The organism is Candidatus Auribacterota bacterium (assembly GCA_026392035.1).
GTDB lineage: Bacteria > Auribacterota > Tritonobacteria > UBA1439 > UBA1439 > JAPLCX01.
Genome location: JAPLCX010000018.1, coordinates 1 through 23,579, shown reverse-complemented (window position 1 = coordinate 23,579; position 23,579 = coordinate 1). Strand labels below are relative to the sequence as shown.

The following is a 23,579-nucleotide window of genomic DNA, read 5'->3' as shown; positions in this document are numbered from 1 at the left end:
AATGGAAAACACATTATATTATGGAGACAATCTCGACATTCTGAGGCGCGATATTCCTTCCGAAAGCATTGATCTCATTTATCTTGATCCCCCTTTCAAGAGTAATCAAAACTACAATGTACTTTTCAAGGAACAGGATGGTTCTCGCGCCGCATCTCAAATACAGGCATTTGAAGATACATGGACATGGAGTCAAGAAGATGAAAAGATATTTGCAGAACTGGTGACAACAGGCGGGAAAGTGGCAGATGTGATGCAGGCATTCCGCACTTTCCTCGGCCCATGCGATATGCTGGCATATCTAGTGATGATGTGCCCTCGATTGATTGAATTGCGCCGAGCGTTGAAGTCTTCCGGAAGTATCTATCTGCACTGTGATCCTGCGGCGAGTCACTACCTGAAACTGCTTATGGATGCTGTCTTCGGACCGGAGAACTTCCGAAATGAAATCGTTTGGCGTCGGTCACATCCAAAGGGACATGCCTTCACAAGGTTAGCATCAACGCATGATGTGATTCTTGCCTTTGCCAAGAATGCAGAGACGGTTTACTGGTCGCCGATATATCTGCCGTATGATCCCGAGAAATCTGAACAGCAATATAGCCTTACAGATGAAAAAGGGCGGAAATATCAGTTGACCAGTCTATTGAATCCTAATCCCGACCGTCCAAATCTTACGTATGAGTTCAAAGGCATAACAAAGGTATGGAGATGGACCAAGGAACGCATGATGGAAGCGGATGCGAAGGGTCTTGTTGTCGTGCCAAGGGGCGGAAAGGGCATACCACGATTCAAGCGATACCTTGACGAACAGGAAGGCGTTCCCCTGGGAGATTGGTGGAACGACATCGAAATAGTTTCCGGGGGCGAACGTCTCGGGTACCCTACACAAAAACCGGTTGCGCTTCTAGAAAGAATTATCCAAAGTTCATGCCCGGAAGGAGGGACAGTTCTTGATCCATTTTGCGGCTGCGGAACGACTATTGCCGCAGCTCAAAAACTCAAACGTCACTGGATAGGAATAGATATCACACACCTCGCCATAACCCTGATGAAGCAACGCCTCAAGGATACCTTCGGAATTGAAATTATAAGCCGCGATATGAAAGCTGAAGGAGTAAAGGAATCTCCAGGTAAACCTTATTTTTCCGTTGTTGGCGAACCTGTGAGCGTGCCGGATGCGGCTGCATTGGCAGAATCAGACCCATATCAATTTCAATGGTGGGCATTGGGTCTTGTCGGCGCGCGTCCAGCGGAAGGCAAGAAGGGAGCGGACAAGGGCATTGACGGGAAGATTGTCTTTCAAGGCGATACGGTCGGGAAGTTTGAGACAGTAGTCATATCTGTCAAAGCCGGTAATGCCACCGTTTCGCATATCCGGGATTTGCGCGGAGTCGTGGACCGCGAGAAGGCCGCAATCGGTGTTTTGATCTCCATGGAGGAACCGACCAAGCCGATGAAGACGGAAGCGGCAACGGCTGGATTCTATGAGTCGAAGCTATGGAACAAGAAATATCCCAAGATTCAATTGCTAACGATTGAGGATCTTCTGACGGGGAAGCAGGTAAAAATGCCGCCGGTTAAGCAGGTTAGCACCACCTTCAAAAAAGCGGAGCGGCATACAGAAAAAGGAGAGCAATTGGAGCTTACTTAAAGGAGAATCTAATGCCAGCTAAAAAATCCTATCGCACACAGCCTCTATCTCTTCACCCCCCTCACAGTAAAAGAGGCCATATCAGCATTTATGTCTATCGAGCATAAGAAAGTTGAACGAAAGACCGGAAAGAAGTGCACGGGGAAGCATTGAAGCACAAGTTGATACGACTTTGCTTCAGACGTATTCTAGGATTTGTTTTCTGATGATTAAGTCTTCGTTGAATGAAGGCACTACTTCGCGTAATCGTTGACACAGCGACGAACAGGGAAGCTGTCCCGGTGCGCTGGGTTTATCAAGGTAGCCATAAGTCAATGCTGAACCGATGGCTGGCAATGACAGTCTCGTGGATACGCCGTGTTTCCCCATCCCGATTACGCATATCGGATTATCTTTGCTCGCTTTAGCTGTCAGGGATGAGAGCACGGTAATATCTTGCGCCGAATTCACCATTGTAGCTATCTTAGCAATGTCCGCGCCTTTTGCCCGCGCTTCACTGACCCTTGCCAGCAATTCTTCGATAGGGGGCGTGCGGTTAAAGTCGTGAAAGGAAATGAGCAATTTAATGCCCTGCTTTGCTGCGTGTTCGCAGATTTTGGAGGACACCCCATTGCTTAACTCAATGTCAACCGCAGATATGCTTGGCAGGGCGCGTGTAAAGATTGAAAAGCGTTCCTCCATGGTTCCCTTCCAGTTACCTCCTTCATTCTCCGCACGTATGGTGAGGATTACCGGATACCCAAGCGATTCGAGGGAGGCACACTTCTCCATCCACCAGTCATCGACAGGCCACATCTCATCGAGTCGCAGTTCAATAATGTCACAGGGAAGCGATTCGTGCGAATCGAGATTCTGGAAGATGTCTTGGGAAGACACAGTTCCTACAATCCGCGGGATCGCTCCGATAGAAAGCTGCCCTATTTTAATAGAGTTCATTGGCTGCTTTCCTGCTTTCTTTCGCAAGACAGTGATATGATAGCATTTCTTGTAATGCTTGGCAAGAGTTAAAGGGGGATTTTATTGAATCGGGTGTCAGATAGTCAAGTATTATTTTTTGGTCCTCCCTGTGGGGAATCGCCATAAGGGCATAACTATGCCAAAGGTTTGTTAAATAGATAATTCCGCAAGTTAATTTGCTGTTTGGTTGAAGTTTAGTCTATATGTCCAGCCCCATCCCATCTGAAGCGATGATGATCTCTCCCGGGTAAACCTTCCTGCACTGACCGAGAATGTCGAATCCCTCGCACAGGGGGTAGAAGTGGGTGAGGAGAAGTTTCTTGCATCCGGAACGCGACGCGATGGCGCCCGCGAGGCGGGGAGTCAGATGCCCCTCGGCCTCCCGCTCGTCAGGGAAAGAGCACTCGAGCACGAGCAGGTCGGCATCGCGCCCGAGCGCGACCATGTTGTCGCAGTACGCCGTGTCACCTGAATACGCGAAGCTCCTCCCACCCGATTCAAGGCGGTAGCCGATCGACGAGGCCGAGTGGCTCACCGGGAGGACCCGGTACGTGGCCTCACCACGTTCGAGCACCCCCTCGCCGATCTCCTCGATCCGCACCCTGTACCCCGCGGGATCGAGGGTGGGCGCGTAGAGCTCGCGCAGGCTGTGGTAGTACGACTCAAGACCCGGTGGGCCGATGAGCGTGAGCGCTTTCTGCCGGGGCACTGTCATGTTTCTCATCGCGAAAAGGATTGGGGCAAGTTCAGAGATATGGTCGCAGTGGAGGTGGCTGTAGCAGATTGTGTCAATATCCAGATACGTGACCCCCTGTGAAAGCAATGCCCTGAGCGTGCCGGAGCCGCTGTCAATGAGCACGCGCCGGTCACCAGCCGCGACCAGGATGCCGGGGGACCCCCGCTTCACAGAGGGCTCGCCGGTACCCGAGCCGAGTATTACAAGGTGCATGGCGCTAGCCTGAATTATTCTTCTGCTTTTATTGTAGGGGTTCCCTGCCTACCGGCAGGCAGGGATTTATCGAACCCGCTGCATACCAAGGCATTCGATGAGGGCCCCGATATTTATCGGGGCCCCTACAGATTCTGTTTTGTCGATCATAAAAATCCGTCATGAGCCAAACAAATGTAAAGAAGCGTTAGACGCACTACACTAGCGGGCATGCGCGCCCTCGAGGTCCTTGAGCTTCTCGCGCGCGGTCTCCGCGTATGTGCCATTAGGTTCAAGCTCCAGGTATTTCGCGAGCTCCTTTTTCGCGCGCTCCTTATCGCTGCCGGCATACATGAGGCCGAGCTGAAAATGGGGGAAGGCGTTGTCCCGGCAGATGGCGATGGCCTTTTCAAACTCGGCGAGCGCCTCCTTCTCGCGCCCCTGCTTTTTCAGATCCCAGCCCCACGTGCTGTGGATAGAGCTTATCTTCTCCTCGGCGAGGAAGGACCATTTCGACGTGGGCTGGCATTTCAGGTAATCCTCAAAATACTTGAGTGCCGCTTTTTTGTCATCTCTGAAGTTAATCAACCCGAGATGCAGGTTCGCGTACGGGTCGCACGGTTCCACCGCCAGCGCCTCCCTGAACGCCTCGACCGCATCTTCTCTTCGCCCCATTTTTTTATAGCAGTAGCCGAGGCGGCTCCGCGCGGATGCGTCCCGCGGTTCGATCCCCAGGGCCTTCTTGAAAGAATCCGCCGCCGCGGCGTAGTCTCTCGCGCGCATGGAGCGTATCGCCGCCCCCTCGTATTTGTAGAACGCCTCGCTCAGCGTTTTCCTGGCCACTGCTCCGGCGGCCCTCTTCTTTTCCGTCTCAACGGCCCATGTCTTGCCGTCGCTCGTCACCACGACCCTCCCGTCGAGATCCGTGCGGTAGACCGTGCACCCGGCCGATTCGAGCCTGTCAATCACCGAACGATGGGGGAGGCTGAACCGGTTCCCCTCGCCGACGCTGATGACCGCGATCGCCGGATGCACCCGCTTGAGCAGCGCGTACGTGGATGAAGAGCTGCTCCCGTGATGCCCGACCTTGAGTATCTGGCTCTGGAGCTCGCTGCCGGACGAGAGGAGGGCGCTCTCCTCATCATCCTCCATGTCGCCCGGGAAGAGAAAATGCACGTCACCGAGGCTCATGCGCACCACCACCGAATTATTGTTATAATCATCTTGAGGAATGCCCTTGCCTCCCACCTGGAGCACCCGTGCCCTCACTCCCCCTCCCCAGTCAAGCCCTTCTCCTCCCTTTACGACCCGGTACTTCGCTCCCGAGGTTTTGACCGCCTCCATGAATTTCCCGTAGGCCTTCGCGGAGTGCGTGAGGCCGTTCGTGAGCACCTCCCCCACCGGAATGCCCTCGAGGATCTCCGTCAACCCGCCGTAGTGGTCTCCGTGCTGGTGCGTGAGAACGACCGTATCGAGCCGCTTGACCTTCCGCTCCTTCAAATACGGGAGCACGACGGACCGGCCCTTGGTCCAGAGGCCGCCGTCGATGAGAATATTCTTTTCTCCCGTTTCAATCAGAATCGAATCTCCAATGCCGCCGCTGCCCCAGTACCGCTTCACGCGCCGCATGTAGAGATCATCCGCTTTGTCATCCTGCGCCTTCTCTCCATCGCCCGCCACGTCGAGGAAGGTCACACGCACGGAGGCGGCGCGCGCCACGGCGTCTCCCTGGCCGCGTGGAGCGCACATGGCTGCCGCACAGACGAAGACGCCGATAAAGCCCTTGAGCCGTTGCACGGTGGAGAGAGAGGAGGGGCGCTTCATCCGCTGACCCCTGGGGCGGAATACATGCCCGGAGAGATGACGTGAAACAGAGGGGCGTCGGGCACAAGACCCCGGAGCGCGATTGTGGCTTTAATTTTCACGGAAAATCCCCGAGGGTGGTCTCCGGTTTCTCGTCACCAATGAGGAACAACAGTACGCATTGACATATGATGCACCACGGATACGCACGAAACAGGATGAACGCACCTGCCTGCCGGCAGGGATGCACGCAGATTAAAATGGATACTATAATTGAAGGAACTAGAAACTGGTAACCAGAAACCAATAACCGCTTTCACATCCGTGTTCATCTGTATTACAAGTGTGCAAAACTTTCTAATTTGAGAAAGTTTTGCGCTTGGTATTCGTAACTTTTTTTACCGTAGAATGTTGTGTTCAGTGAATTCAGTGTCCCTGCCCGCCGGCAGGCAGGTTCAGTGGTAAAAATTGGTTGCGGCCAACGGCCGCGCTGTGGTTATCATGGTAGTTTTCATATTTGGTTGTATTGAGTCTCTGGATATTCATGCGGGGGGCGAATCGGTGCGGTGCATCTCACCTGCGGGGCGGTGGGCCGCTCAACGGTACTCTATGCTCACCTTCTCCATCACCACATTCTGGAGGGGTTTATCCGCCATCCCGGTCTGCGCCTCGCCAATCTTTTTCACTACGTCCATGCCCTCGATCACCTCTCCGAAGATGGTGTGCTTGCTGTCAAGCCAGGGTGTCGGGGCGAGCGTGATGAAGAACTGGCTGCCGTTCGTATTCGGGCCGGCGTTTGCCATGGATACAGTCCCGGCCTTGTCATGCTTGAGATCGGGGCTGAACTCGTCCTCGAAGGCGCCTCCCCATGCGCTCTCTCCCCCGCGCCCCGTCCCGGTGGGATCTCCCCCCTGGATCATGAAATTGTTGATCACCCGGTGGAAAATGACCCCGTTGTAGTATCCCCGCTGGGTCAGGAGGATGAAATTCTCGCACGCCCTGGGAGCCTTATCGGGAAAGAGCCTGAACGCGATTTTCCCCATCGTGGTATCGACAACGGCGACGGGTGCTCCGTTCTTCGCGGAGGTCTTGTACATGGAACACGAAGCCACAAGCGCGACGCACGGCAGCAGGCAAATAATGGTTATCCATCTATGACTCACGGTACTATACCTCCCTCTCAAATGCGTTTTACTACATGGCACGACTTAAACGACTTGAATTGATTCAGTACTTTTCTGCGCCCGTCTCCTTGCCCGAGACGATCTTCACGCTCGCGCTCGCGCCAATGCGCGTCGCCCCCGCCTTCACCATATTCTCCGCGTCTTCCTTGGAGCGGACGCCGCCGGAAGCCTTCACCCCCATCTCGGGTCCCACCGTTCTGCGCATGAGGGCGATATCCTCGGCCGTCGCGCCGCCCGTGCTGAACCCCGTTGACGTCTTGACGTAATCAGCCCCCGCCTTCTTGGCAATCTCGCATGCCCTGACCTTCTCCTCATCGGTCAGGAGGCAGGTCTCGAGGATCACCTTGACCACCGTGTTCGACCGCGCGGCCCTCACCACGCCCCGGATATCCCGCTCGACAAGCCCGTAGTCGCCCGACTTCAGCGCGCCGATATTGATGACCATATCGCACTCCTGCGCCCCCTCGCCGATCACGTTCCTGGTTTCGTACGCCTTCGTCTCATGAGTGGTCGCGCCGAGTGGAAATCCGATGACCGTGCACACCTTCACGCCGCTCCGCCGGAGCACCTTCGCGCACAAGGGTACACACCACGGATTCACACAGACAGAGCAGAAACCGTATTCCATCGCCTCGGCGCAGAGGTTTTTCACCTGTTTCTCGGTGGCGTCGGGTTTGAGGAGCGTGTGGTCGATCTTCTGCGCGAGATCCTCCGCGACTTTCCCCACGCCCCTCGACGCCGAGATGCGGGAGGCCCCGCTGTGCATGAACTGCCGGACGGCATCCTCTCTCGCGATGACACAGCGTCCGCAGGCGGAGCAGACATCCGCCAGCGTACAGGTCGGCCCATCCCCCGATGTCGGCACGCCCTTGATTCTCGCGAGCACCTCCTGGGTCACCAGTCGAGCAAGTTCTGTTTTATCCATAGTTTCCCCCGATTTACCGATAATAAACCCGAAACTCTAAACCCTAAATCCGAAACAAACCAAAAATTTTAAACACGAAACAGAAAAAAGTTATGTGCATTGTGTTTTAGATTTCGAGTTTCGGTTTTCGAGTTTATGGTTTTTCCAATGCCATGATCTTATCCACGCGCCGCTGGTGCCGGCCGCCGCCGAAAGGTGTCTCCAGCCATACCTTCACAATCCCCTTCGCTGCTGTTGTCTCCAGGAGAGGCCCCCCGAGCGTGAGCACGTTCGCGTTATTGTGTTCGCGGCTGTTGATGGCGGTCTTGAGATCGTAGCACATAGCAGCCCGGATGCCCTTCACTTTGTTGGCGGCCATGCAGGAGCCGATACCAGCGCCGTCAACCACGATGCCACGGTCGTATGCCCCTTCGGCAACCGCGCAGGCAACCCTGGCGGCATAGTCGGGGTAGTCAACCGACTCCTTCGTGTAGGTGCCGAAGTCTTTTACCGAGTAGCCCAGATCCTCAATATAGCCCCGTAAAATATTTTTGAGCTCTAACCCGCCGTGGTCGGCGGCCAGAGCTACTTTCCTGACGCGTTCCGGCTTCGGATCTGCTGACTTTCCTTCAGGCGCGCGCTCAGGATAGCGAGACAACACTTCGCACACGGATCCCGCTAAGCGGGACGGATTATGACGGATATTCACAGATGAAAAGAAAGCTTCATCTGCGGCCATCCGTGTGGTTATCCGTGAAAATCCGTGGCGAACATCATTTACCGTTACCCCTGCAAAACTGACCCATTACCATTCAAAAGCCCCCTGGAGTTTCCCCATTTTTTAGGTTTTGGCGAACGATAGCAGAATTTGCCTTGGTTGGATGGAACAGGTCTTTTTTGCCGGCGAGTATCTCCATTTTGTATCAAAGAGGATTCTGTAGATCCCATCCGCAAGTGCATATTGACTGAATGCGGGGATCTGGAAAAACCTCTTTGCCTTCTCGTAGATTTTCTTTAGGAGGATATTGAGTTTCAGTTTTCTCCCGAGATGAACGCTCAGAAAATAGAACACCGCGAGCAAAAGGATTACCGTGTTTTTCAGTGAGTGATAGTTTCTTGGTTATTAATGAGTCAACGGGACTTGACCCTTCTCCTAAGCATTGATATCATATGGTTGGTAAATGCGCCACTAGCTCAACTGGTAGAGCATCTGACTCTTAATCAGGGGGTTCTGGGTTCGAGTCCCAGGTGGCGTACCATTACTGCGGCAACTACGGTTCCTGGTTACTGGTTACGGGGGGCAAAGCACAGAAGGAAACAAAAAAGTTCGATGCTGCGGCAACTACGGTTACGAGTTTCGGGTTTCGGGAATCCTATGTTTTAGAAAGTGCACTTCAAATTGTTTCCTTTGCTCCCTGTGTGCCCGTGACTCGGAACTCGCGACTCTAAACTGCGATCAGCGCGAGGGTGGTGGAACTGGCAGACACGTAAGACTTAGGATCTTATGCCGAAAGGCGTGGGGGTTCGACTCCCCCCTCTCGCACCAGTACTACAGCAAAAACAATTTTTGGTTACTGGTTCCTGGATAGAAGCCACGATGACTGCAACAATACTCCCCGGCTAATGGTTTCTAGAAAATAGCCATTGCAATCAATGCGCTGGACGACAATTTTTGGCATAATAAAGCCGGGTTTTGCATTAAAGTCCAGTGACTAGAAACTAGCAACTGTTGTTGCTGTAGTAAGGGCGAGCGTAGCTCAGCTGGTAGAGCACCACCTTGCCAAGGTGGCTGTCGAGGGTTCGAATCCCTTCGCTCGCTCCATTTTTTTATCCGCCTGCGCTCCAGAGCTTCAGCGTCGGAACGCGGATTCCGCCGAAGTGATGGAGGAACCACGGGCTTGCCCGTGGGGCTCCATAAATTAGTTCGCTCAGTGACACAGGGGGACATCAAAGGTCTGAAGCGAAGCGAGGAGAGTGAGTGTTTAGATGAGCGAGAAGAATGCGGGAATGAACATTAAGATAGAAACGATTGACCCGTGCAAGAAAAAATTCAGGATTGAGATACCCGCGGAGCGTGTGAGTCAGGAGGTCCAGCTTGCCTACGAGCGGCTGTCACTGACAGCCAATGTCCCCGGCTTCAGGCAGGGCAAAGCCACGAGGAAGGTTCTGGAGCTCCATTTCGGTTCAGGCGTGAAGGAAGACATCAAGGAGCGGCTCGTGGGGGAGTCATTCGCCGAGGCGTTGAAGGAAAAGAAGGTCAAGCCGGCAATCAATCCAACCATCAATATAAAGGAGCTCCCGCTCGCGGGGGGAGAGCCGTTCCGCTATGAGGTTGAGGTGGAGGTGTGGCCGGAATTTCACCTGGGCGGGTACAGCGGCATCAAGGCCGTGAGGAAAAAGGCCGCGGTAAAAGATGAGGAGGTCGAGCACTACATCGCCATGCTGCTCGATCAGCACGCGGAATTCCTCCCCGTGGAGGATAGGCCGCTCGCCGCGGGCGATTTCGCGCTCCTTGATTATTCCGGCGCGGTTGAGGGGAAGATCTTTGACGAGCGGAAAGGCCTGTGGCTCGAGATGAATACAGGGTCCTTCCTCCCCGGCTTCTGCGACAAGATGAACGGCATGAGACCAGAGGAGACGCGCTCGTTCACGCTCACCCTCCCCCCCGACGTCGCTCAGGAGAACCTCCGCGGGAAGGAGGCTTCTTTCACCGTCATCCTCCGGGAGATCAAGCAGAAGAAGCCCCCCGCCCTCACCGATGATTTTTGCAGAGAGCTCGGGGATTACACAAACCAGGACGAACTGCGCGCCGCGATCAGGGCCGATCTCCTTAAATATGCCGAGGCGCGGGAGCACCGGAGCGTCGTCGAGCAGATCAACAACTACCTGCTGGAGCATCACAAGGTGCCGTTGCCGCAGACGCGGGTGAGCGCCGAGGCGGCGTCGATCGCTGAAAAAACCGCGGCGAGGCTTCTCGGCCAGGGAGTGAACAAGGAAGAAATTCTCGAACGCAAGGAAGAGCTGATGGCGGCATCCCGGAAGGAGGCGGAGAAAAACCTCACGCTCAGTTGCATCTACGATGAGATCGCGAAGCGGGAGAAGATAACGGTTTCAGCCGAAGAGCGGGAGGAGCGTATCAGGCAGATTGCCGTGAGGTTGAAGCGGGAGCCTCAGCAGATAAAGGTTTCGCTGGAGAAGGAGGGGCGCATGGGCGCCCTGGAAGAAGAGATCAAAATGGAAAAGGTGACCGCGTTTCTCGTGGGGCGCGCGCGTATTAAAGAGTCGAAGGAGTAGCACGTTTTCTTCGTACCAATCGACTTTTCACCGTGCTACAGTTATAGTGAGACACGTGGGGTCATGGAGGTGTTATGAACAATCAGCTCATACCGATGGTCGTTGAAACGACCGGCCGCTACGAGAGGGCGTACGATATCTACTCTCGGCTTCTCAAGGACCGTATCGTCTTTATCGGTACGGCGATCGATGACAATGCGTCCAACCTTGTGGTGGCGCAGATGCTCTTTCTTCAGATGGAGGACCCTGACAAGGACATCAATCTCTACATTAATTCACCGGGCGGAGCGGTGACGGCGGGCCTGGCGATCTACGATACGATCCAGTTTGTGAGGTGCGACGTCAATACCTATTGCGTGGGGCAGGCGACGAGCATGGCGGCGCTCCTCCTCGCCGCGGGGACGAAGGGAAAGCGCTACGCCCTCCCGCACGCGCGGCTCATGATCCACCAGCCGTGGGGTGGCGTCCAAGGGGCCGCCGCGGATATCAGCATCCAGGCGAGGGAGATCCTGAGGCTGCGGGAAAAGATCAACGAGCTCCTCGCGCACCACACGGGCAAAAGCCTTGAGACGATCGCCCGCGACACCGACAGGGATTTCTACATGTCCTCGGAGGAGGCCAAGGAGTACGGCCTCGTTGATCAGGTGATCGTGACCCAGAAGGAGGTCAAGGGTGGCAAGTAAGGCGCGGGGTGCGCAGGAGCGCGGAGGGGCGACGTACTGTTCGTTCTGCGGGCGCGACCGTGGCGCAGTGGGGAAGCTCATCGCGGGGCACGAGGCGAATATATGCGACCGGTGCGTCGAGCTGTGCAGGAACTTTCTCAACCAGCCCCCCGAACCCCGGCGATTGAAAGTCCCAAAGCCGGCGGAGATCAAGCGCCACCTCGACGAGTACGTGATCGGCCAGGAGAAGCCCAAGCGCTCGATATCGGTCGCCGTCCACAACCATTTCAAGCGCCTCACGCACGAAAAAACAAAAGCCGATGTCGAACTGGAGAAAAGCAACATTCTCCTCATCGGCCCGACGGGTTCGGGGAAGACGCTGTTCGCGAAAACCCTCGCGAAGATTCTCAATGTTCCCTTCAGCATCTCCGACGCCACGACGCTCACGGAGGCGGGGTACGTGGGAGAGGATGTGGAAAATGTGATCCTCCGCTTGCTCCAGGCGGCGAACTATGACACCCCATGGGCTGAGCGCGGCATCGTGTATATCGATGAAATCGACAAGATACGCAGGACGGTGAGCAATGTGTCCATTACGCGGGATGTCTCCGGCGAGGGGGTCCAGCAGGCGCTGTTGAAGATCATCGAGGGGACCGTGGCGAATGTGCCGCCCAAGGGGGGGCGCAAACACCCGCAGCAGGAGTACATCGCCGTTGATACGACGAATATTCTTTTTGTCTGCGGCGGAACGTTTCACGGCCTGGAGGAAATCGTCACGAAGCGGTTGGGCAGGAAGAGGGTAGGCTTCGGCGTGAAGCTCGCCGGGAGGGACGAGCAGCGGCGCGGCGAGATCCTCTCGCACGTGCAGCCGGAAGACCTGATCGAATATGGCATGATCCCGGAGTTCGTCGGCCGCATAGCGGTGGTTGCCGCCCTCTCCGCGCTCGGCGAAGAAGAGCTCGTCAGGATACTCACCGAACCGCGCAATGCCATCGTGCGGCAGTACAAGGCGTTGCTCGCGATGGAAGGGGTGGAGCTCAATTTCACTCCAGGGGCGCTCCAGGAGCTGGCCCGGCGAGCGATTGAGAAGGGAACCGGGGCCCGCGCCCTCAGGCTTATGCTCGAGGAAATAATGCTGGATGTCATGTACGAGGTACCCTCGCAGAGCGGGCTCGCGAGCTGCACGATCACCGAGGACGCGGTGAGGGGGAGCGGCAAACCCCTCATGGAGCATATCCAGAAAGGGAAGAAGATTGCCTGATGGAGTGCGGCGCTGACGTCGACCGTCCCCCCTTTCTCCTGCCGGTAGAATAGAATCGTAACTGGGTCTATGAAAAGCAGTTCCACAGCAGACAATCGCCTCCTCAGTGAGCGCATCCCGAAGCACGTTGCGATCATCATGGACGGGAATGGCAGATGGGCGCGCTCGAGAGGTTTGTCGCGGATCAGGGGTCACTGGGCGGGGGTCGATTCGATACGCGAGGTCGTGAGGGCGGCGGGGGAGCTCGGCATCAGCTATCTCACGCTCTACGCCTTCTCGGCGGATAACTGGAAGAGGCCCCGGCGCGAGGTCTCGTCGCTCATGAGCCTCCTCAAGCGGTTCCTGAAGAAGGAGGAGCGCGAGCTCAATCGGAATAATGTCCGCCTCAAGGCGATCGGGAGGATTGAGGGGTTGCCCGAGGACGTTCAGCGAGCGATAGAGACGGCGGTCAGGGGAACCGCGGCGAACACAGGCCTGACCCTTGTGCTCGCGCTGAACTACGGGGCGAGGAGTGAGATCACTGACGCGGCGCGCGCCCTCTGCGCGAGGAGCGCGCGGGGAGAGATCGCGCCTGAAGACGTGGATGAGGCGCTGATCTCCAGGAGCCTCTCTACGGCGGGGATGCCGGACCCCGACCTCCTCATCCGCACGAGCGGCGAGATGCGCGTGAGCAATTTTTTGCTCTGGCAGATATCCTACGCCGAGCTCTATGTCACCCCCGTCTGCTGGCCTGACTTTCGCAGGCCGCACTTTGTGGAGGCCCTCCTCGACTACCAGGGGCGCGAGAGGAGGTTCGGAGGGGTGGAGGGAGAAATAAATCCCAAATCACAAAGTACAAATACCAAATGACAAATCCCGGATCCCAAATGACACATTATGGAGGAGTGATCGGGGTAGCTGTATGCCCGTACCCAATGCGCATACGCATTGTTGCCTGCGGGCGGGCAGATCTTAAATCCCAAAATCAATGGGACGGGGCTCATTCGCGCGGGCTGGATAGTGAGTGAGGTGAGCGCATGTTTCTGCTGAGGGTTGGCAGTGCTCTTTTTCTCATCGGCATACTCATCGTCTCCGTCTGGTTCTGTCACGGGGCGGCTGCAATTATACCCCTGGTGGTGGGCAACCTGCTCGCCCTCGGCGGCACGCTCGAATATTTCCGCATGCTCGACGCGAAGGGGATGAAGGTGTTCAAGTTCTATGGCGCAGCGGCCACGGTGATATTCGTTTCCACTGTTTTTCTCGACAGCTATTTCCCTCATGACAATGACGGTCTGGAGTATATCGCGGCGGTCGCGCTCATCATCGGGCTCTTCGTTCTCCAGGCGTTCGAGCGCGATTCCCAGCGGGCCATGGGGAACATCGCCGGGATCCTCTCGGGGTTCGTGTATGTCGCCTGGCTCTGGTCTTTTATCTTCAAGGTGATGTACTACCCCGGTCTGGACGGGAGGTGGTTCATCTTCGCGCTCTTTCTCATCGTCAAGGGAGGGGACATGCTCGCCTACGCGGTGGGGAGCGCCTTCGGGACCCACAAGCTCATTCCCCGCATCAGCCCCAAGAAGACATGGGAAGGGGCCGCCGGGAACCTCGCCGGCGGCATCCTGGCGGGCCTCATCATCTGGAAATGGTTCCCCTGCGCTTTTTCGCTCCCCGCCGCGCTCGCCATGGGGGCGGTGCTCAATGTCGTCGGCCAGGTGGGTGATCTCTCGGAGTCAATGCTCAAGCGGGATGCGAACCTGAAGGATTCGAGCGGCTCCATTCCCGGAATCGGCGGCATGCTCGACGTCCTCGACAGCCTTCTCCTCACGCTCCCCGTCCTCTACTTTTACCTGGTATACAGCAGATGAAAAAAATCGTCGTCCTCGGCTCGACCGGTTCGATCGGCGTGAGCACCCTCGAGGTGGCCGCCGCCTTCCCCGACGCACTGCGCGTGGTGGGTCTCGGGGCGCGCAGGAACATCGCGGTGCTCCGCGAGCAGATCGAACGGTTCCATCCGCTCATGGTTGCGGTGAGCGACGAGTCGAAGGCGCGGGAGTTGCGTGACCGGGTCGGCGGGATGGTCGAGGTTCTCGGGGGGGAAGAGGGGATTGCCAGGCTCGCCCGGATGGAGGAGGCCGACACGGTCGTTTCCGCGATCGTGGGAGCGGTGGGCCTCGTGCCGACACTGGAGGCGATCAGGGCGGGCAAGGGGGTCGCCCTTGCCAACAAGGAGGTCCTCGTCTGCGGCGGCGAGATCATCATGAGAGAAACGGCGGCGCGGGGGGTGGAAATCATGCCCGTTGACAGCGAGCACAGCGCGCTGCACCAGTGCCTGAGGGCGGGGGCGCGCGGCGAGGTGAAACGGCTGATCCTCACCGCGTCGGGCGGTCCGTTCCTGGACTGGTCTCTGGAGGAGATGGCCCGGGCGACCCCTGAGGACGCCCTCAAGCATCCCCGGTGGGAAATGGGGAAGAAGGTGACGATAGATTCGGCCACGATGATGAACAAGGCGCTCGAGATGATCGAGGCGCGGTGGCTCTTCGGCATCGCGCCGGAAAGGATCGACGTTGTGGTGCACCCGGAGAGCGTGGTGCACTCGCTCGTGGAATTCGAGGATGGATCGGTCATCGCCCAGATGAGCGCTGCCGACATGCGCATCCCGGTCCAGTACGCTCTCCTTTATCCGAGGAGGATCGCCGGGCATTGGGGATCGCTCGGCGTGGATGACCTGAGGGCGCTGCACTTCGAGAAGCCGGATCCTGTTCGCTTCCCCGTGCTGGAGCTCGCCAGAAGAGCGATGGAGGTGGGGGGCACATTACCGGCCGTCCTGAACGCGGCCAATGAAATCGCGGTTGAGCGCTTCCTGGCAGGAGAAATTCCTTTTACCACTATCCCCGCTTTAACGGGAGAGGTGATGCAGAAACACACGAGCGTGGATCACCCGTCGCTCGACGAGGTACTCCGCGCTGACGCGTGGGCGCGGCGAGAGACGAGGGGGCCAACATGAACAGCGCGCTCGCCCTTTTTAACTGGAGCTCGGCGCATATCTTCCCGGTCGTCCTGGGCATCGTTGCGCTCGGCGTGGTCGTGTTCCTCCACGAGCTCGGCCACTTCATCGTCGCCAAGCTGCGCGGAATACGGGTGGAGGTTTTCTCCATCGGTTTCCCGCCCAAGATCTGGGGGTTCACGAGGGGAGGCACCGAGTACCGGATCTCCCTGATTCTCGTGGGCGGCTACGTCAAGCTCGCGGGCATGGAGTTCGAGGAGGGGATAGATCCGCGGAGCGTCAGCGATGGCTACTACGCGAGCCCGATCGCGACGAGACTCGCGGTGTGCGCGAGCGGGCCGCTCATGAATCTCCTGAGCGCGTTCCTGATCTACTGTGTGATCTATCTGCACGGTTTCCCGTTCCCCGCGAACGTGGCGGACACGGTAATCGGGAGCGTCCTTGAGCATTCGCCCGCCGAAAACGCGGGGCTGAAACCGGGCGATCGCGTCCTCCAGATCAATGGGAGCTTGGTTGAGCGATGGGAGGAGGTGACGAAATCGATCGTCTACTCCACCCTCCCTGCGATTAACGTCGTGTTCGAGAGGGGCGGCGAGCGGCTCTCGAAGCGGATCGTTCCCGAGAGGGACGAAAAGCTCAAACTCAGGCGAATCGGGATACTGCCGCGCGACCTCATATCGGTGGAGGTGGTGAAGGGTTCCGTGGCGGAAGCAGCCGGCGTGAGGGATGGGGATTTTATCATCGGCGCTGGAGGTGAAAAAATTTATTCCTGGGAACAGCTGATGAAGATAATCAGGTCGCACGAGGGGGCGCCGGTCGCGATCGAATTGCTGCGGAAGGGAAATCACGTCACCGTGGCGGTGACCCCCCGCTATCACCCGGAGCTCAAATACCCGGCGATCGGCATAAGTCCGCGGCTGGATGTGTCAATGGATGATCTTGCGACGAACGGCCTGGTGGTCTATCTCCACAGGAACCCCTTCTCACAGGTTGCCGGGAATGTCCGCGAGATGTACCTCACGCTGAGGGGGCTCGTGCTGCGCGCGGTATCGCCCCGGGGGCTCTCGGGCCCGATCGGCATCGTGGAGATCATGAGCTACTCGGCGCGGGCGGGTCTTCTGCAATTCCTCTACGTGATCGCGTTCATAAGCGTCAACCTCGCCGTGCTCAATCTGCTTCCGATCCCGGTGCTCGACGGCGGACATATGCTCATCGCGCTCGTGGAGAGGGTGAGGCGCAGGCCCCTGAGTGTTCAAGCGATGACGGTGATGCAGAATATATTCGTCGCCATTTTTATTGCGCTGATGGTGCTGATTTCCGCGAACGACATCATGCGGCGGTGGGGAGAGGGCATTTCGCGCATGGTCTTCGGTGAGAAGGCGGGCGCGCCGACGCCGGCCCCGGAGAAGAAGCCGTAACGGCGTAGGAAAAGCAGCTGTAACGAAATGACCGCAGCTGTTGTTACTGAAAGAAGGAAATGTTTGTCACGTCATTGCGAGGAGTCCCGCTAAGCGGGACGACGAAGCAATCTCAACTTATTGAGAGGCAAGAGATTGCTTCACTCCGCCCGCAATGACAGCGCGTGGATATGTAAAAGATTAGGCGCTCCCATTAATAAGAGTTTAGCTGCGGCTGAAATAGAATATGAAAATCACGCGTAAACAAACCACGCAGATCACTCTCGGCAGTATTCCCATCGGCGGCGGGGCGCCGGTTTCCGTGCAGTCGATGGCCAAGACACCGACCGCCGATGTCGGGGCGACGGTGGAGCAGTGTGCGCGGCTCGCCCGGGCGGGGTGCGAGATCATCCGGCTGGCGGTGCCCGATGAGGAGGCCGCACGCGCCCTCGGGAAGATCAGGCGGGAGGTCGCCACGCCGCTCGTCGCCGACATACATTTCAACTACCGCCTGGCGCTCATCGCAATGGAAGAGGGCATGGACGGCATCCGCATCAATCCTGGTAACATCGGCGGAGCGGAGCGGATCGCCGAGATCGCACGTGCCGCCGCGGCTCGGAAAATTCCAATCCGTGTCGGTGTCAACTCCGGCTCGGTTGAGCAATCCATCCTGAAGGATCACGGGGGGCCGACGCCCGGGGCGCTCGCGGAGAGCGCGATCACCTGTGTGAAAAGGATCGAAGACGCGGGACACAATCTGATCAAGATATCCGTCAAGGCCTCTTCGGTAACCGACACCATACGGGCCTATGAGCTCGTTTCAGAGATCACCGATTACCCTCTCCATGTCGGTGTGACAGAAGCAGGGCCGCCGCTCATTGCCGCGGTGAGATCGGCGGCCGCGATCGGGCACCTGCTGCTCGAGGGGATAGGCGATACGGTAAGGGTCTCGGTCACGGGCGATCCCATCTGCGAGGTGGAAATTGCGAAGGAGCTTCTCCAGTCCCTCGGCCTGAGGAGCTTCGGCCCGACGCTCGTATCGTGCCCCACCTGCGGCCGGTGCGAGATTGATGTTGTGAAAATAGTGGACGAGGTTCAGGCTGCGATTAAGAATGTGAAAGCAGACATCAAAGTCGCAATCATGGGCTGCGCCGTGAACGGCCCCGGCGAAGCGCGCGAGGCGGATGTCGGCCTCGCGGGGGGAAAGGGCTCGGGAGTGATATTCCGCAAGGGGAAGATCGTCCGCACGGTTGGCGAGAAGGGGTTCGTCAGGGCTCTGATCGAGGAAATAAAAAAAATAGACTGACCGCGTATTCCCCGCCCCTTCTTATTCTCTTCGTCCCGCCTGGCTATGTCGTTACCGCTACTCTTTGATGATCAAACCTATCAATATCGCCCCCGCGATGCTTTCAACTAAGCTACCCGCGAACCAGGCACACGCGATCTCGTGTGTTATCGGCATCACGGCATAAGAGCCGTATCCCATGGAGACGCCCGCGCCGATGCCATAGAGGAGTCCGTAGCGGAGCGCGTAGATGGCAACGAACGTGATTGCCGCCACGAGTTCCACGAGGCGGATGAGCCCCAGCTTCATCTCACCAAATGGCCTCCAGAGGGCGACCGTCTGCTGGTAGTCCCTGCAGAGAATGACGCCGTGGAGTATCTCATCCAGAATGTTCCACGCAAGGGACACTCTTCACAATTCATTGCTTTACAATTAGTTATACCCAATTTATTTCCCTTAGCCACCTCGATTATGGTACTCTATAAGATTCATACGCTTGCCATAGTACCATACGCATGCCCGCGCGGTTCCCGCAACATCGTCCACGCCTTGAGGCCGGCCCGTGGAATGGGGATGATGTCTTTCACGCGGAATCCCTGTTTCTCGTAAAAGACCACGTTCGGCTCTGTGTCTGTCACCGTGTAGGCGATGATGCCGCGCGCATCGCAGAGTTCCAGGACGGGTTGCAAAAGGGCCGAGCCGATGCCCTGTCCCTGGAAGGCCGGGGCAACCGCGAGCATTGACAGATAGTAGTTGGGTATCCTGGGGAACAGCTTCTCAAATTTCCAGAAAGACTCCAGTTGCGCCGGGAGATTCCGGCTGATGCCAATGATCTGGATGAGTTTCAACAGCCACACGATGCCCTGCCATGCCGTTTGCTTCCTGTCAGGCGGGTGCCACAGGGCCGCTCCCTGGAGGGCGGTGGTGGTGAGCATGATATCGTACTGGAGGGCATTCTCAAAATCCAGTTTCAGAACGCGCTCCCCCCGCTTCAACGCCTCTTCATCATCGCCGAGTATCCACTTTGTCAGCGGCTGGGAGGCAAAGGCCAGCGCGAGCCTCGGCACGAGGACGGGAATGTCCTCTCGCATGACTTTGCGGACGTGGATATCTGCCATGGAGACACCCCGTGATTGGCAATGATCAGTGGCCTGGTGAACTAAGAGTGCATACATGATATTTCATTCTGCGGCCAATAGAAATGCCAATTGCGAGGGTGTAATGGAAAATGCGATCGGAACGTCGGGGTGAGTGGCTTTGAACCCGCCGCGGGGAGGAGTGAACGTGAAGCTCACCGGGCGCCGGATTTCCCGGTGATCCGGTGGAGCGACTTGTTATGCGGTTTTTAACACCAATTTCTTATCGAATTCAAGTTCATAAGAAAGGATGGTTTTAATATTCATCTTCTCGGAAGCGTTAAGAATTTCTATGCCAACTATTTTGTTTTCGGACGTTGTATCTAGATTGACCCCTTCAGAAATCTCCACAACCCCATCGGGTTTTTGATTCCCGAGTTTTATATATAGGGCATCAACTTTGCGATCGTAATGTACCTTCATTTCTTTCTCCTTTTTTTCAATGGATAGGTTGTTATCACTGTTGCCGAATCCTTTTCGACAACGACAATAATTTTTAGAGGATATTTGAATCCGGCTACCTCTCGTATAATCTCATGCTCTCCCTCCTTCAAATCCATGTTCGACAAGAGACGCTTTATAATCGATTCAGATATTGCGTACAGCTTTGATCGTTTCTGAGCATGGCGTGAGAATTTTATCTTCATTAAGATTCCCTTGCTTAGCAATCATAAATGATCATGAGCCATTTTTCGAATATTTCCTTGTAGCTGCGATATTAATCGTTTCTTCTGCCGCATAACGACGGAATTGAGCGGCGCCCGCAGACGGTGCGGGAAGGAGCGAACCAAAGGTTCGCGCATTCGCGCCGGCAAGGCGACAGTCCCAAGGAGGCGCCCGCTCGGATCACTATGTTAGCCGTCCTGATTTCTGGAAAGATACTCAGCGTCCAATTTATCTTTTTCGCGGCCGGTTGAATGCTTGTTTTTTATGAGATCTTCTTTTGATAAGAAAGGAATTCTCAGGCCTTCAACTTCAATGACCTTTTTTGCCTCATATGCATCTTGGAATCGAACGCCGTCGATATGAGTAATGATGTCGATGCGGCGGGGGGCAATGCCGATCTGGAATATAATGCCATCTTCAGTGAACGTCTGTTCTGAAATATCGGTCAGAGGAGCCCCGAACTCCGTAAGCGAAGCGTAAATTTTACTTGAGTTTTCCGGGGAGGTGTCGACCCATATGTCGAAATCACCGGTTGCGCGAGGGTATCCGTAGGCGCTCAGGGCATAGGCCCCGACAACAAGGAAGCGCACCTCATTGCCGAGTAAGATTTGTAACATGTCGCGGTAATCTTCGTTCAACATACTCCGACCCCTTGAGCGACCAAAGTTCAGCCGTCAACTCCCACATGAATGAGATACGTTCCGCAGCAGGAGCGCGGACGAAGCTGTCATCCTCCTTAGAAATCTTTTTCAATGTTGATTGATTGCGAATGACTTTCATGTTTGTATTGTATCACATTTTCAGGGTTTCTGTTATCCGTCTAACGTGAAGCTCTGCCGTGTGCGCAAGCACATCGGCAGGAGCGATTTGTTATGTGCTCTTTAGTTTACGATGCTTCCTGTAAAAAGTCAGAAAGTCGCTCGGATACAAGACCTTGACTCCTTGGCACAATCTGGAAGGGAAGTGCGCGTGATTACCTGTAACAAGGCATACCGCCCGGCCGGCAAAAGCAACTTCAAGAAACGGCTGGTCGCCCGGATCCGGCAGAGAGACGGAAAGAGGGGAAGAAGCAACTATATGGCCGCGATGCTCGATATAATCCAGTAGGGCAATAACCTTGTCTGCCTGGAACCGGAATTTAGAACGACTAAGGACTTCACTGTATTCGGATAAAATGCGAGAGTCGAAATACAGCGTCAGGTCACCTGATGAAACCATGCGCACAATCTCGCCACACGGCCCGAACGGAGACAGGAGGCCGGCCACGAGGACATTGGTATCGAGGACTATCTTCATTGCGCGCGCTTCCTGCGCACTGCCTTGATTTCGGCGTCGATCTCATCCCGTGAGATGCTGCTGGTCCCCTGCTCGACCGACCGGAGCTGAAGGCTCGCTACCGCCTCAACAGCGCGCGCCTGACGAAATGCCGCCAAAGATTCTTCGAGGTTCGACTCGCTGACCGCTGCGAGAATGGCGATAGGCCGGCCGTTACTGGTGATAATCATTTCCCCTTCTCCCCGGAGCCTCTTCCAGACCTCCGCGGATTTCCCTCGCAAGTCCCTTATGCTTACAAATCTCATAGCTATTGTCCTCCAATAGTATACTCAAGTGTATACTCATATGTCACTCAATGTCAACCTCATTTTATACACATAACGACGGAATTGAGCGGCGCTCCCGCTAAGCGGGACGCGGGGAGGAGCGAGCGCACGAGCGCTCGCGCATCCGCGCTGGCAAGGCGATAGCCCCACCCTGCGGGGGCGCCCGCTCGAATGACTTGTTCGCGCCGCATTAGCGGCGCGAACGATTGAACTGTGCGGCGCGTCTTTATGCGTCCGCACCAGTGATTTGTTATGACTTCATCCTATTATGCTTGTCTTAAAAACTCCCATGTAAGAACTGAAACATGCGAATAATCGTTCGATGAAAGCATGAATTCCTGTGCCTTCTTCCTTAAGCGTCTTGGAACTATAACTGCTTCAACAGAGTTTCTGAGAAAGAAAAAATCGCCTATGTGTCGCCATTCTCGTTCCTGATAGAAGGATTCTCCAACTTGGGGGGAAAAGGTAGTGACCTTTAAATGATTTGCGAAATAACGATCAATGCTGTCACTCTTTATCTCAGATGCGAATAATAACAATTGTGGTCCTTTTAAAGTCAATTTGAACTTGCCGTCTGGAAGTTGCTCAATATTAAATTCATTAATATCGATGTCATCATAGTCAGTTACGATGAGCTCCCGACCTCCTTCCGGCATATGGTATCTTCTTGGGAAATTTCGGCTTGGAAAAATAAAGGACTGGATTAAAATCCATATGGATCCGCGAGCAATTAAATCCTAAAGCTACTTCCCCATAATATCTAGAATGAAGCTCAAGATCCATTAATGGAATATCTGTAACACAACAGAACTTTTGAGTTTTTAGTTTTTCAGAAATGCGTTCATCACATGTTGCCAACAGCTTTCTGATCTCAAGTATTGAAAAGAGCGTATGCAATGCTTCCTCGGGAGGCCGAGGCTTTCCTTGGAGCAGAATATCCTTCGGCTTTTTACAAGCACCCCAATCAATACCTCTTGGGGATCCCGTAAAGTGCCAGTATATATTAGAATAATATCTCTGTTTCATAGGTCATACGCCTGAATTAAGCCGCGCCGCGAAGCGGCGTCGGCTTGAATGAGTTGTTAGGCATGGGTTGGATTTTCCCCACTTTCTGAGTCGCCCGGTAATCCCCTCATCACCGTGGCATCAGCGCGAACACACCCCAGCCCAGGTATTCACGCGTGTAAGCGGCGTGGCGCTTGGGTTCCGAGGTCAGTTTGGTTCGAACTTCTTTCGCGAACTCGTCGTCGGGATTGGCATCAAGCCATCGGCGCATGGTGAGCCATTTGGCCGCCTCATATCTATCCCAGCCGTCTTGGTCAGCCAGAACCATTTCAACGACGTCGTAGCCAAGGTGGCCGAAAGACGCGAGAAGTTCTGGAAGCATGAGAAAGTCGGAGATTGAGTTGGCAAGACACTCCTGGGCAATATTTTCTGTCGGTGGTAACTGCCGCCAGTAGGGCTCGCCGATGAGGATGATCCCTCCGGTGCGCAGGCTTCGCGCCAGAAGCTCGATAGTGCCGGCGACTCCCCCGGCGATCCAAGTGGCACCGACACAGGCTGCCACACTGACCTTCTCGTCAGAGACATAGCCGGCAGCATCGCCATGGATGAACTTGACTTGATGGGCGACGCCGAGTTCTTCAGCACGTAGTCTAGCTTGCTCGGTGAACAACTGGCTCATGTCGATGCCGGTGCCGATGACGCCGTAATCGCGTGCCCAAGTGCACAGCATCTCCCCCGAACCGCTGCCGAGGTCGAGCACTCCGGTCCCCGTTTCCAGACGCAGCGCTGCGCCGAGAGTGGCGAGCTTCTCGGGTGTGAACGGGTTGTGGATGCGGTGAGCACTCTCAGTGATGTTGAA

Annotated in this window: 25 protein-coding genes and 3 tRNA genes; 12 read left to right on the top strand and 16 right to left on the bottom strand. The window is 55.9% G+C overall.

Features of this window, described 5'->3' with window-relative positions:
• Nucleotide 1 precedes the first annotated feature (1 nt).
• A complete protein-coding gene (locus NTX71_01935; protein MCX6338662.1) occupies nucleotides 2-1,654 on the top strand; it encodes a DNA methyltransferase in 1,653 nt (550 codons plus the stop codon).
• 177 nt (nucleotides 1,655-1,831) lie between these two features.
• Here NTX71_01935 and aroD read toward each other — a convergent pair whose 3' ends face one another.
• The 6 genes from aroD to rpiB all read right to left on the bottom strand — a co-directional run bounded on the left by aroD (nucleotide 1,832) and on the right by rpiB (nucleotide 8,013).
• Nucleotides 1,832-2,590 carry a type I 3-dehydroquinate dehydratase gene (aroD, locus tag NTX71_01930; GenBank protein MCX6338661.1) on the bottom strand — a complete coding sequence of 253 codons (759 nt, stop codon included), beginning with the start codon at nucleotides 2,588-2,590 and terminating at the stop codon, nucleotides 1,832-1,834.
• Between the two features lie 220 nt (nucleotides 2,591-2,810).
• Nucleotides 2,811-3,560: an MBL fold metallo-hydrolase gene (locus tag NTX71_01925; GenBank protein MCX6338660.1), complete on the bottom strand. Its 750-nt coding sequence runs from the start codon at nucleotides 3,558-3,560 to the stop codon at nucleotides 2,811-2,813.
• A gap of 201 nt (nucleotides 3,561-3,761) precedes the next feature.
• Complete coding sequence (locus NTX71_01920; GenBank protein ID MCX6338659.1) at nucleotides 3,762-5,363, bottom strand: MBL fold metallo-hydrolase; 1,602 nt, start codon at nucleotides 5,361-5,363, stop codon at nucleotides 3,762-3,764.
• A 575-nt stretch (nucleotides 5,364-5,938) separates the two neighbouring features.
• The gene (locus NTX71_01915) at nucleotides 5,939-6,385 is read right to left on the bottom strand and encodes a peptidylprolyl isomerase (protein MCX6338658.1); all 447 of its coding nucleotides are present in this window, start codon (nucleotides 6,383-6,385) and stop codon (nucleotides 5,939-5,941) included.
• A gap of 184 nt (nucleotides 6,386-6,569) precedes the next feature.
• A complete protein-coding gene (gene deoC, locus NTX71_01910; protein ID MCX6338657.1) occupies nucleotides 6,570-7,292 on the bottom strand; it encodes a deoxyribose-phosphate aldolase in 723 nt (240 codons plus the stop codon).
• A 292-nt stretch (nucleotides 7,293-7,584) separates the two neighbouring features.
• Nucleotides 7,585-8,013 carry a ribose 5-phosphate isomerase B gene (gene rpiB, locus NTX71_01905; protein ID MCX6338656.1) on the bottom strand — a complete coding sequence of 143 codons (429 nt, stop codon included), beginning with the start codon at nucleotides 8,011-8,013 and terminating at the stop codon, nucleotides 7,585-7,587.
• Nucleotides 8,014-8,613: 600 nt separating this feature from the next.
• Here rpiB and NTX71_01900 point away from each other — a divergent pair.
• The 11 genes from NTX71_01900 to ispG all read left to right on the top strand — a co-directional run bounded on the left by NTX71_01900 (nucleotide 8,614) and on the right by ispG (nucleotide 18,333).
• A tRNA-Lys gene (locus NTX71_01900) sits at nucleotides 8,614-8,689 on the top strand.
• Between the two features lie 202 nt (nucleotides 8,690-8,891).
• Nucleotides 8,892-8,976 (top strand) — tRNA-Leu (locus NTX71_01895).
• Between the two features lie 200 nt (nucleotides 8,977-9,176).
• Nucleotides 9,177-9,252, top strand: a tRNA-Gly gene (locus NTX71_01890).
• Between the two features lie 164 nt (nucleotides 9,253-9,416).
• Complete coding sequence (gene tig / locus NTX71_01885) at nucleotides 9,417-10,724, top strand: trigger factor (protein ID MCX6338655.1); 1,308 nt, start codon at nucleotides 9,417-9,419, stop codon at nucleotides 10,722-10,724.
• Between the two features lie 74 nt (nucleotides 10,725-10,798).
• A complete protein-coding gene (gene clpP, locus NTX71_01880) occupies nucleotides 10,799-11,407 on the top strand; it encodes an ATP-dependent Clp endopeptidase proteolytic subunit ClpP (protein MCX6338654.1) in 609 nt (202 codons plus the stop codon).
• The gene (gene clpX, locus NTX71_01875) at nucleotides 11,397-12,647 is read left to right on the top strand and encodes an ATP-dependent Clp protease ATP-binding subunit ClpX (protein ID MCX6338653.1); all 1,251 of its coding nucleotides are present in this window, start codon (nucleotides 11,397-11,399) and stop codon (nucleotides 12,645-12,647) included. The genes clpP and clpX overlap by 11 nt, the downstream gene beginning before the upstream one ends.
• 69 nt (nucleotides 12,648-12,716) lie before the next feature.
• On the top strand, nucleotides 12,717-13,496 hold the full coding sequence (locus NTX71_01870) for an isoprenyl transferase (GenBank protein ID MCX6338652.1): 780 nt from the start codon (nucleotides 12,717-12,719) through the stop codon (nucleotides 13,494-13,496).
• 167 nt (nucleotides 13,497-13,663) lie between these two features.
• Nucleotides 13,664-14,491, top strand: coding sequence for a phosphatidate cytidylyltransferase (locus tag NTX71_01865; protein ID MCX6338651.1), 828 nt, complete (start codon nucleotides 13,664-13,666; stop codon nucleotides 14,489-14,491).
• Nucleotides 14,488-15,630 (top strand): 1-deoxy-D-xylulose-5-phosphate reductoisomerase, encoded by a 1,143-nt coding sequence (locus tag NTX71_01860; GenBank protein MCX6338650.1) that lies wholly within the window; start codon nucleotides 14,488-14,490, stop codon nucleotides 15,628-15,630. The genes NTX71_01865 and NTX71_01860 overlap by 4 nt, the downstream gene beginning before the upstream one ends.
• A complete protein-coding gene (locus tag NTX71_01855; GenBank protein MCX6338649.1) occupies nucleotides 15,627-17,048 on the top strand; it encodes a site-2 protease family protein in 1,422 nt (473 codons plus the stop codon). The genes NTX71_01860 and NTX71_01855 overlap by 4 nt, the downstream gene beginning before the upstream one ends.
• 226 nt (nucleotides 17,049-17,274) lie before the next feature.
• The gene (gene ispG / locus NTX71_01850) at nucleotides 17,275-18,333 is read left to right on the top strand and encodes a flavodoxin-dependent (E)-4-hydroxy-3-methylbut-2-enyl-diphosphate synthase (GenBank protein MCX6338648.1); all 1,059 of its coding nucleotides are present in this window, start codon (nucleotides 17,275-17,277) and stop codon (nucleotides 18,331-18,333) included.
• Nucleotides 18,334-18,390: 57 nt separating this feature from the next.
• Here the strand turns inward: ispG and NTX71_01845 are convergent, their stop codons facing one another.
• The 10 genes from NTX71_01845 to NTX71_01800 form a co-directional block, all read right to left on the bottom strand.
• Nucleotides 18,391-18,720 (bottom strand): hypothetical protein, encoded by a 330-nt coding sequence (locus NTX71_01845; GenBank protein MCX6338647.1) that lies wholly within the window; start codon nucleotides 18,718-18,720, stop codon nucleotides 18,391-18,393.
• A gap of 80 nt (nucleotides 18,721-18,800) precedes the next feature.
• The gene (locus NTX71_01840; protein MCX6338646.1) at nucleotides 18,801-19,430 is read right to left on the bottom strand and encodes a GNAT family N-acetyltransferase; all 630 of its coding nucleotides are present in this window, start codon (nucleotides 19,428-19,430) and stop codon (nucleotides 18,801-18,803) included.
• A 216-nt stretch (nucleotides 19,431-19,646) separates the two neighbouring features.
• A complete protein-coding gene (locus tag NTX71_01835; GenBank protein MCX6338645.1) occupies nucleotides 19,647-19,871 on the bottom strand; it encodes a DUF2283 domain-containing protein in 225 nt (74 codons plus the stop codon).
• Complete coding sequence (locus NTX71_01830) at nucleotides 19,868-20,095, bottom strand: DUF4258 domain-containing protein (GenBank protein MCX6338644.1); 228 nt, start codon at nucleotides 20,093-20,095, stop codon at nucleotides 19,868-19,870. Before NTX71_01830 ends, NTX71_01835 begins: the two co-directional genes overlap by 4 nt.
• A 207-nt stretch (nucleotides 20,096-20,302) precedes the next feature.
• Nucleotides 20,303-20,755 (bottom strand): hypothetical protein, encoded by a 453-nt coding sequence (locus NTX71_01825; GenBank protein MCX6338643.1) that lies wholly within the window; start codon nucleotides 20,753-20,755, stop codon nucleotides 20,303-20,305.
• 229 nt (nucleotides 20,756-20,984) lie between these two features.
• Nucleotides 20,985-21,410 (bottom strand): putative toxin-antitoxin system toxin component, PIN family, encoded by a 426-nt coding sequence (locus NTX71_01820; protein MCX6338642.1) that lies wholly within the window; start codon nucleotides 21,408-21,410, stop codon nucleotides 20,985-20,987.
• On the bottom strand, nucleotides 21,407-21,694 hold the full coding sequence (locus tag NTX71_01815) for a type II toxin-antitoxin system prevent-host-death family antitoxin (GenBank protein ID MCX6338641.1): 288 nt from the start codon (nucleotides 21,692-21,694) through the stop codon (nucleotides 21,407-21,409). The genes NTX71_01820 and NTX71_01815 overlap by 4 nt, the downstream gene beginning before the upstream one ends.
• A 287-nt stretch (nucleotides 21,695-21,981) precedes the next feature.
• Nucleotides 21,982-22,371, bottom strand: coding sequence for an abortive infection system antitoxin AbiGi family protein (locus tag NTX71_01810; protein MCX6338640.1), 390 nt, complete (start codon nucleotides 22,369-22,371; stop codon nucleotides 21,982-21,984).
• Complete coding sequence (locus NTX71_01805; GenBank protein ID MCX6338639.1) at nucleotides 22,337-22,741, bottom strand: abortive infection system antitoxin AbiGi family protein; 405 nt, start codon at nucleotides 22,739-22,741, stop codon at nucleotides 22,337-22,339. Before NTX71_01805 ends, NTX71_01810 begins: the two co-directional genes overlap by 35 nt.
• Before the next feature lie 109 nt (nucleotides 22,742-22,850).
• On the bottom strand, nucleotides 22,851-23,579 hold a 729-nt coding region (locus NTX71_01800; protein MCX6338638.1), incomplete at its 5' end, for a class I SAM-dependent methyltransferase.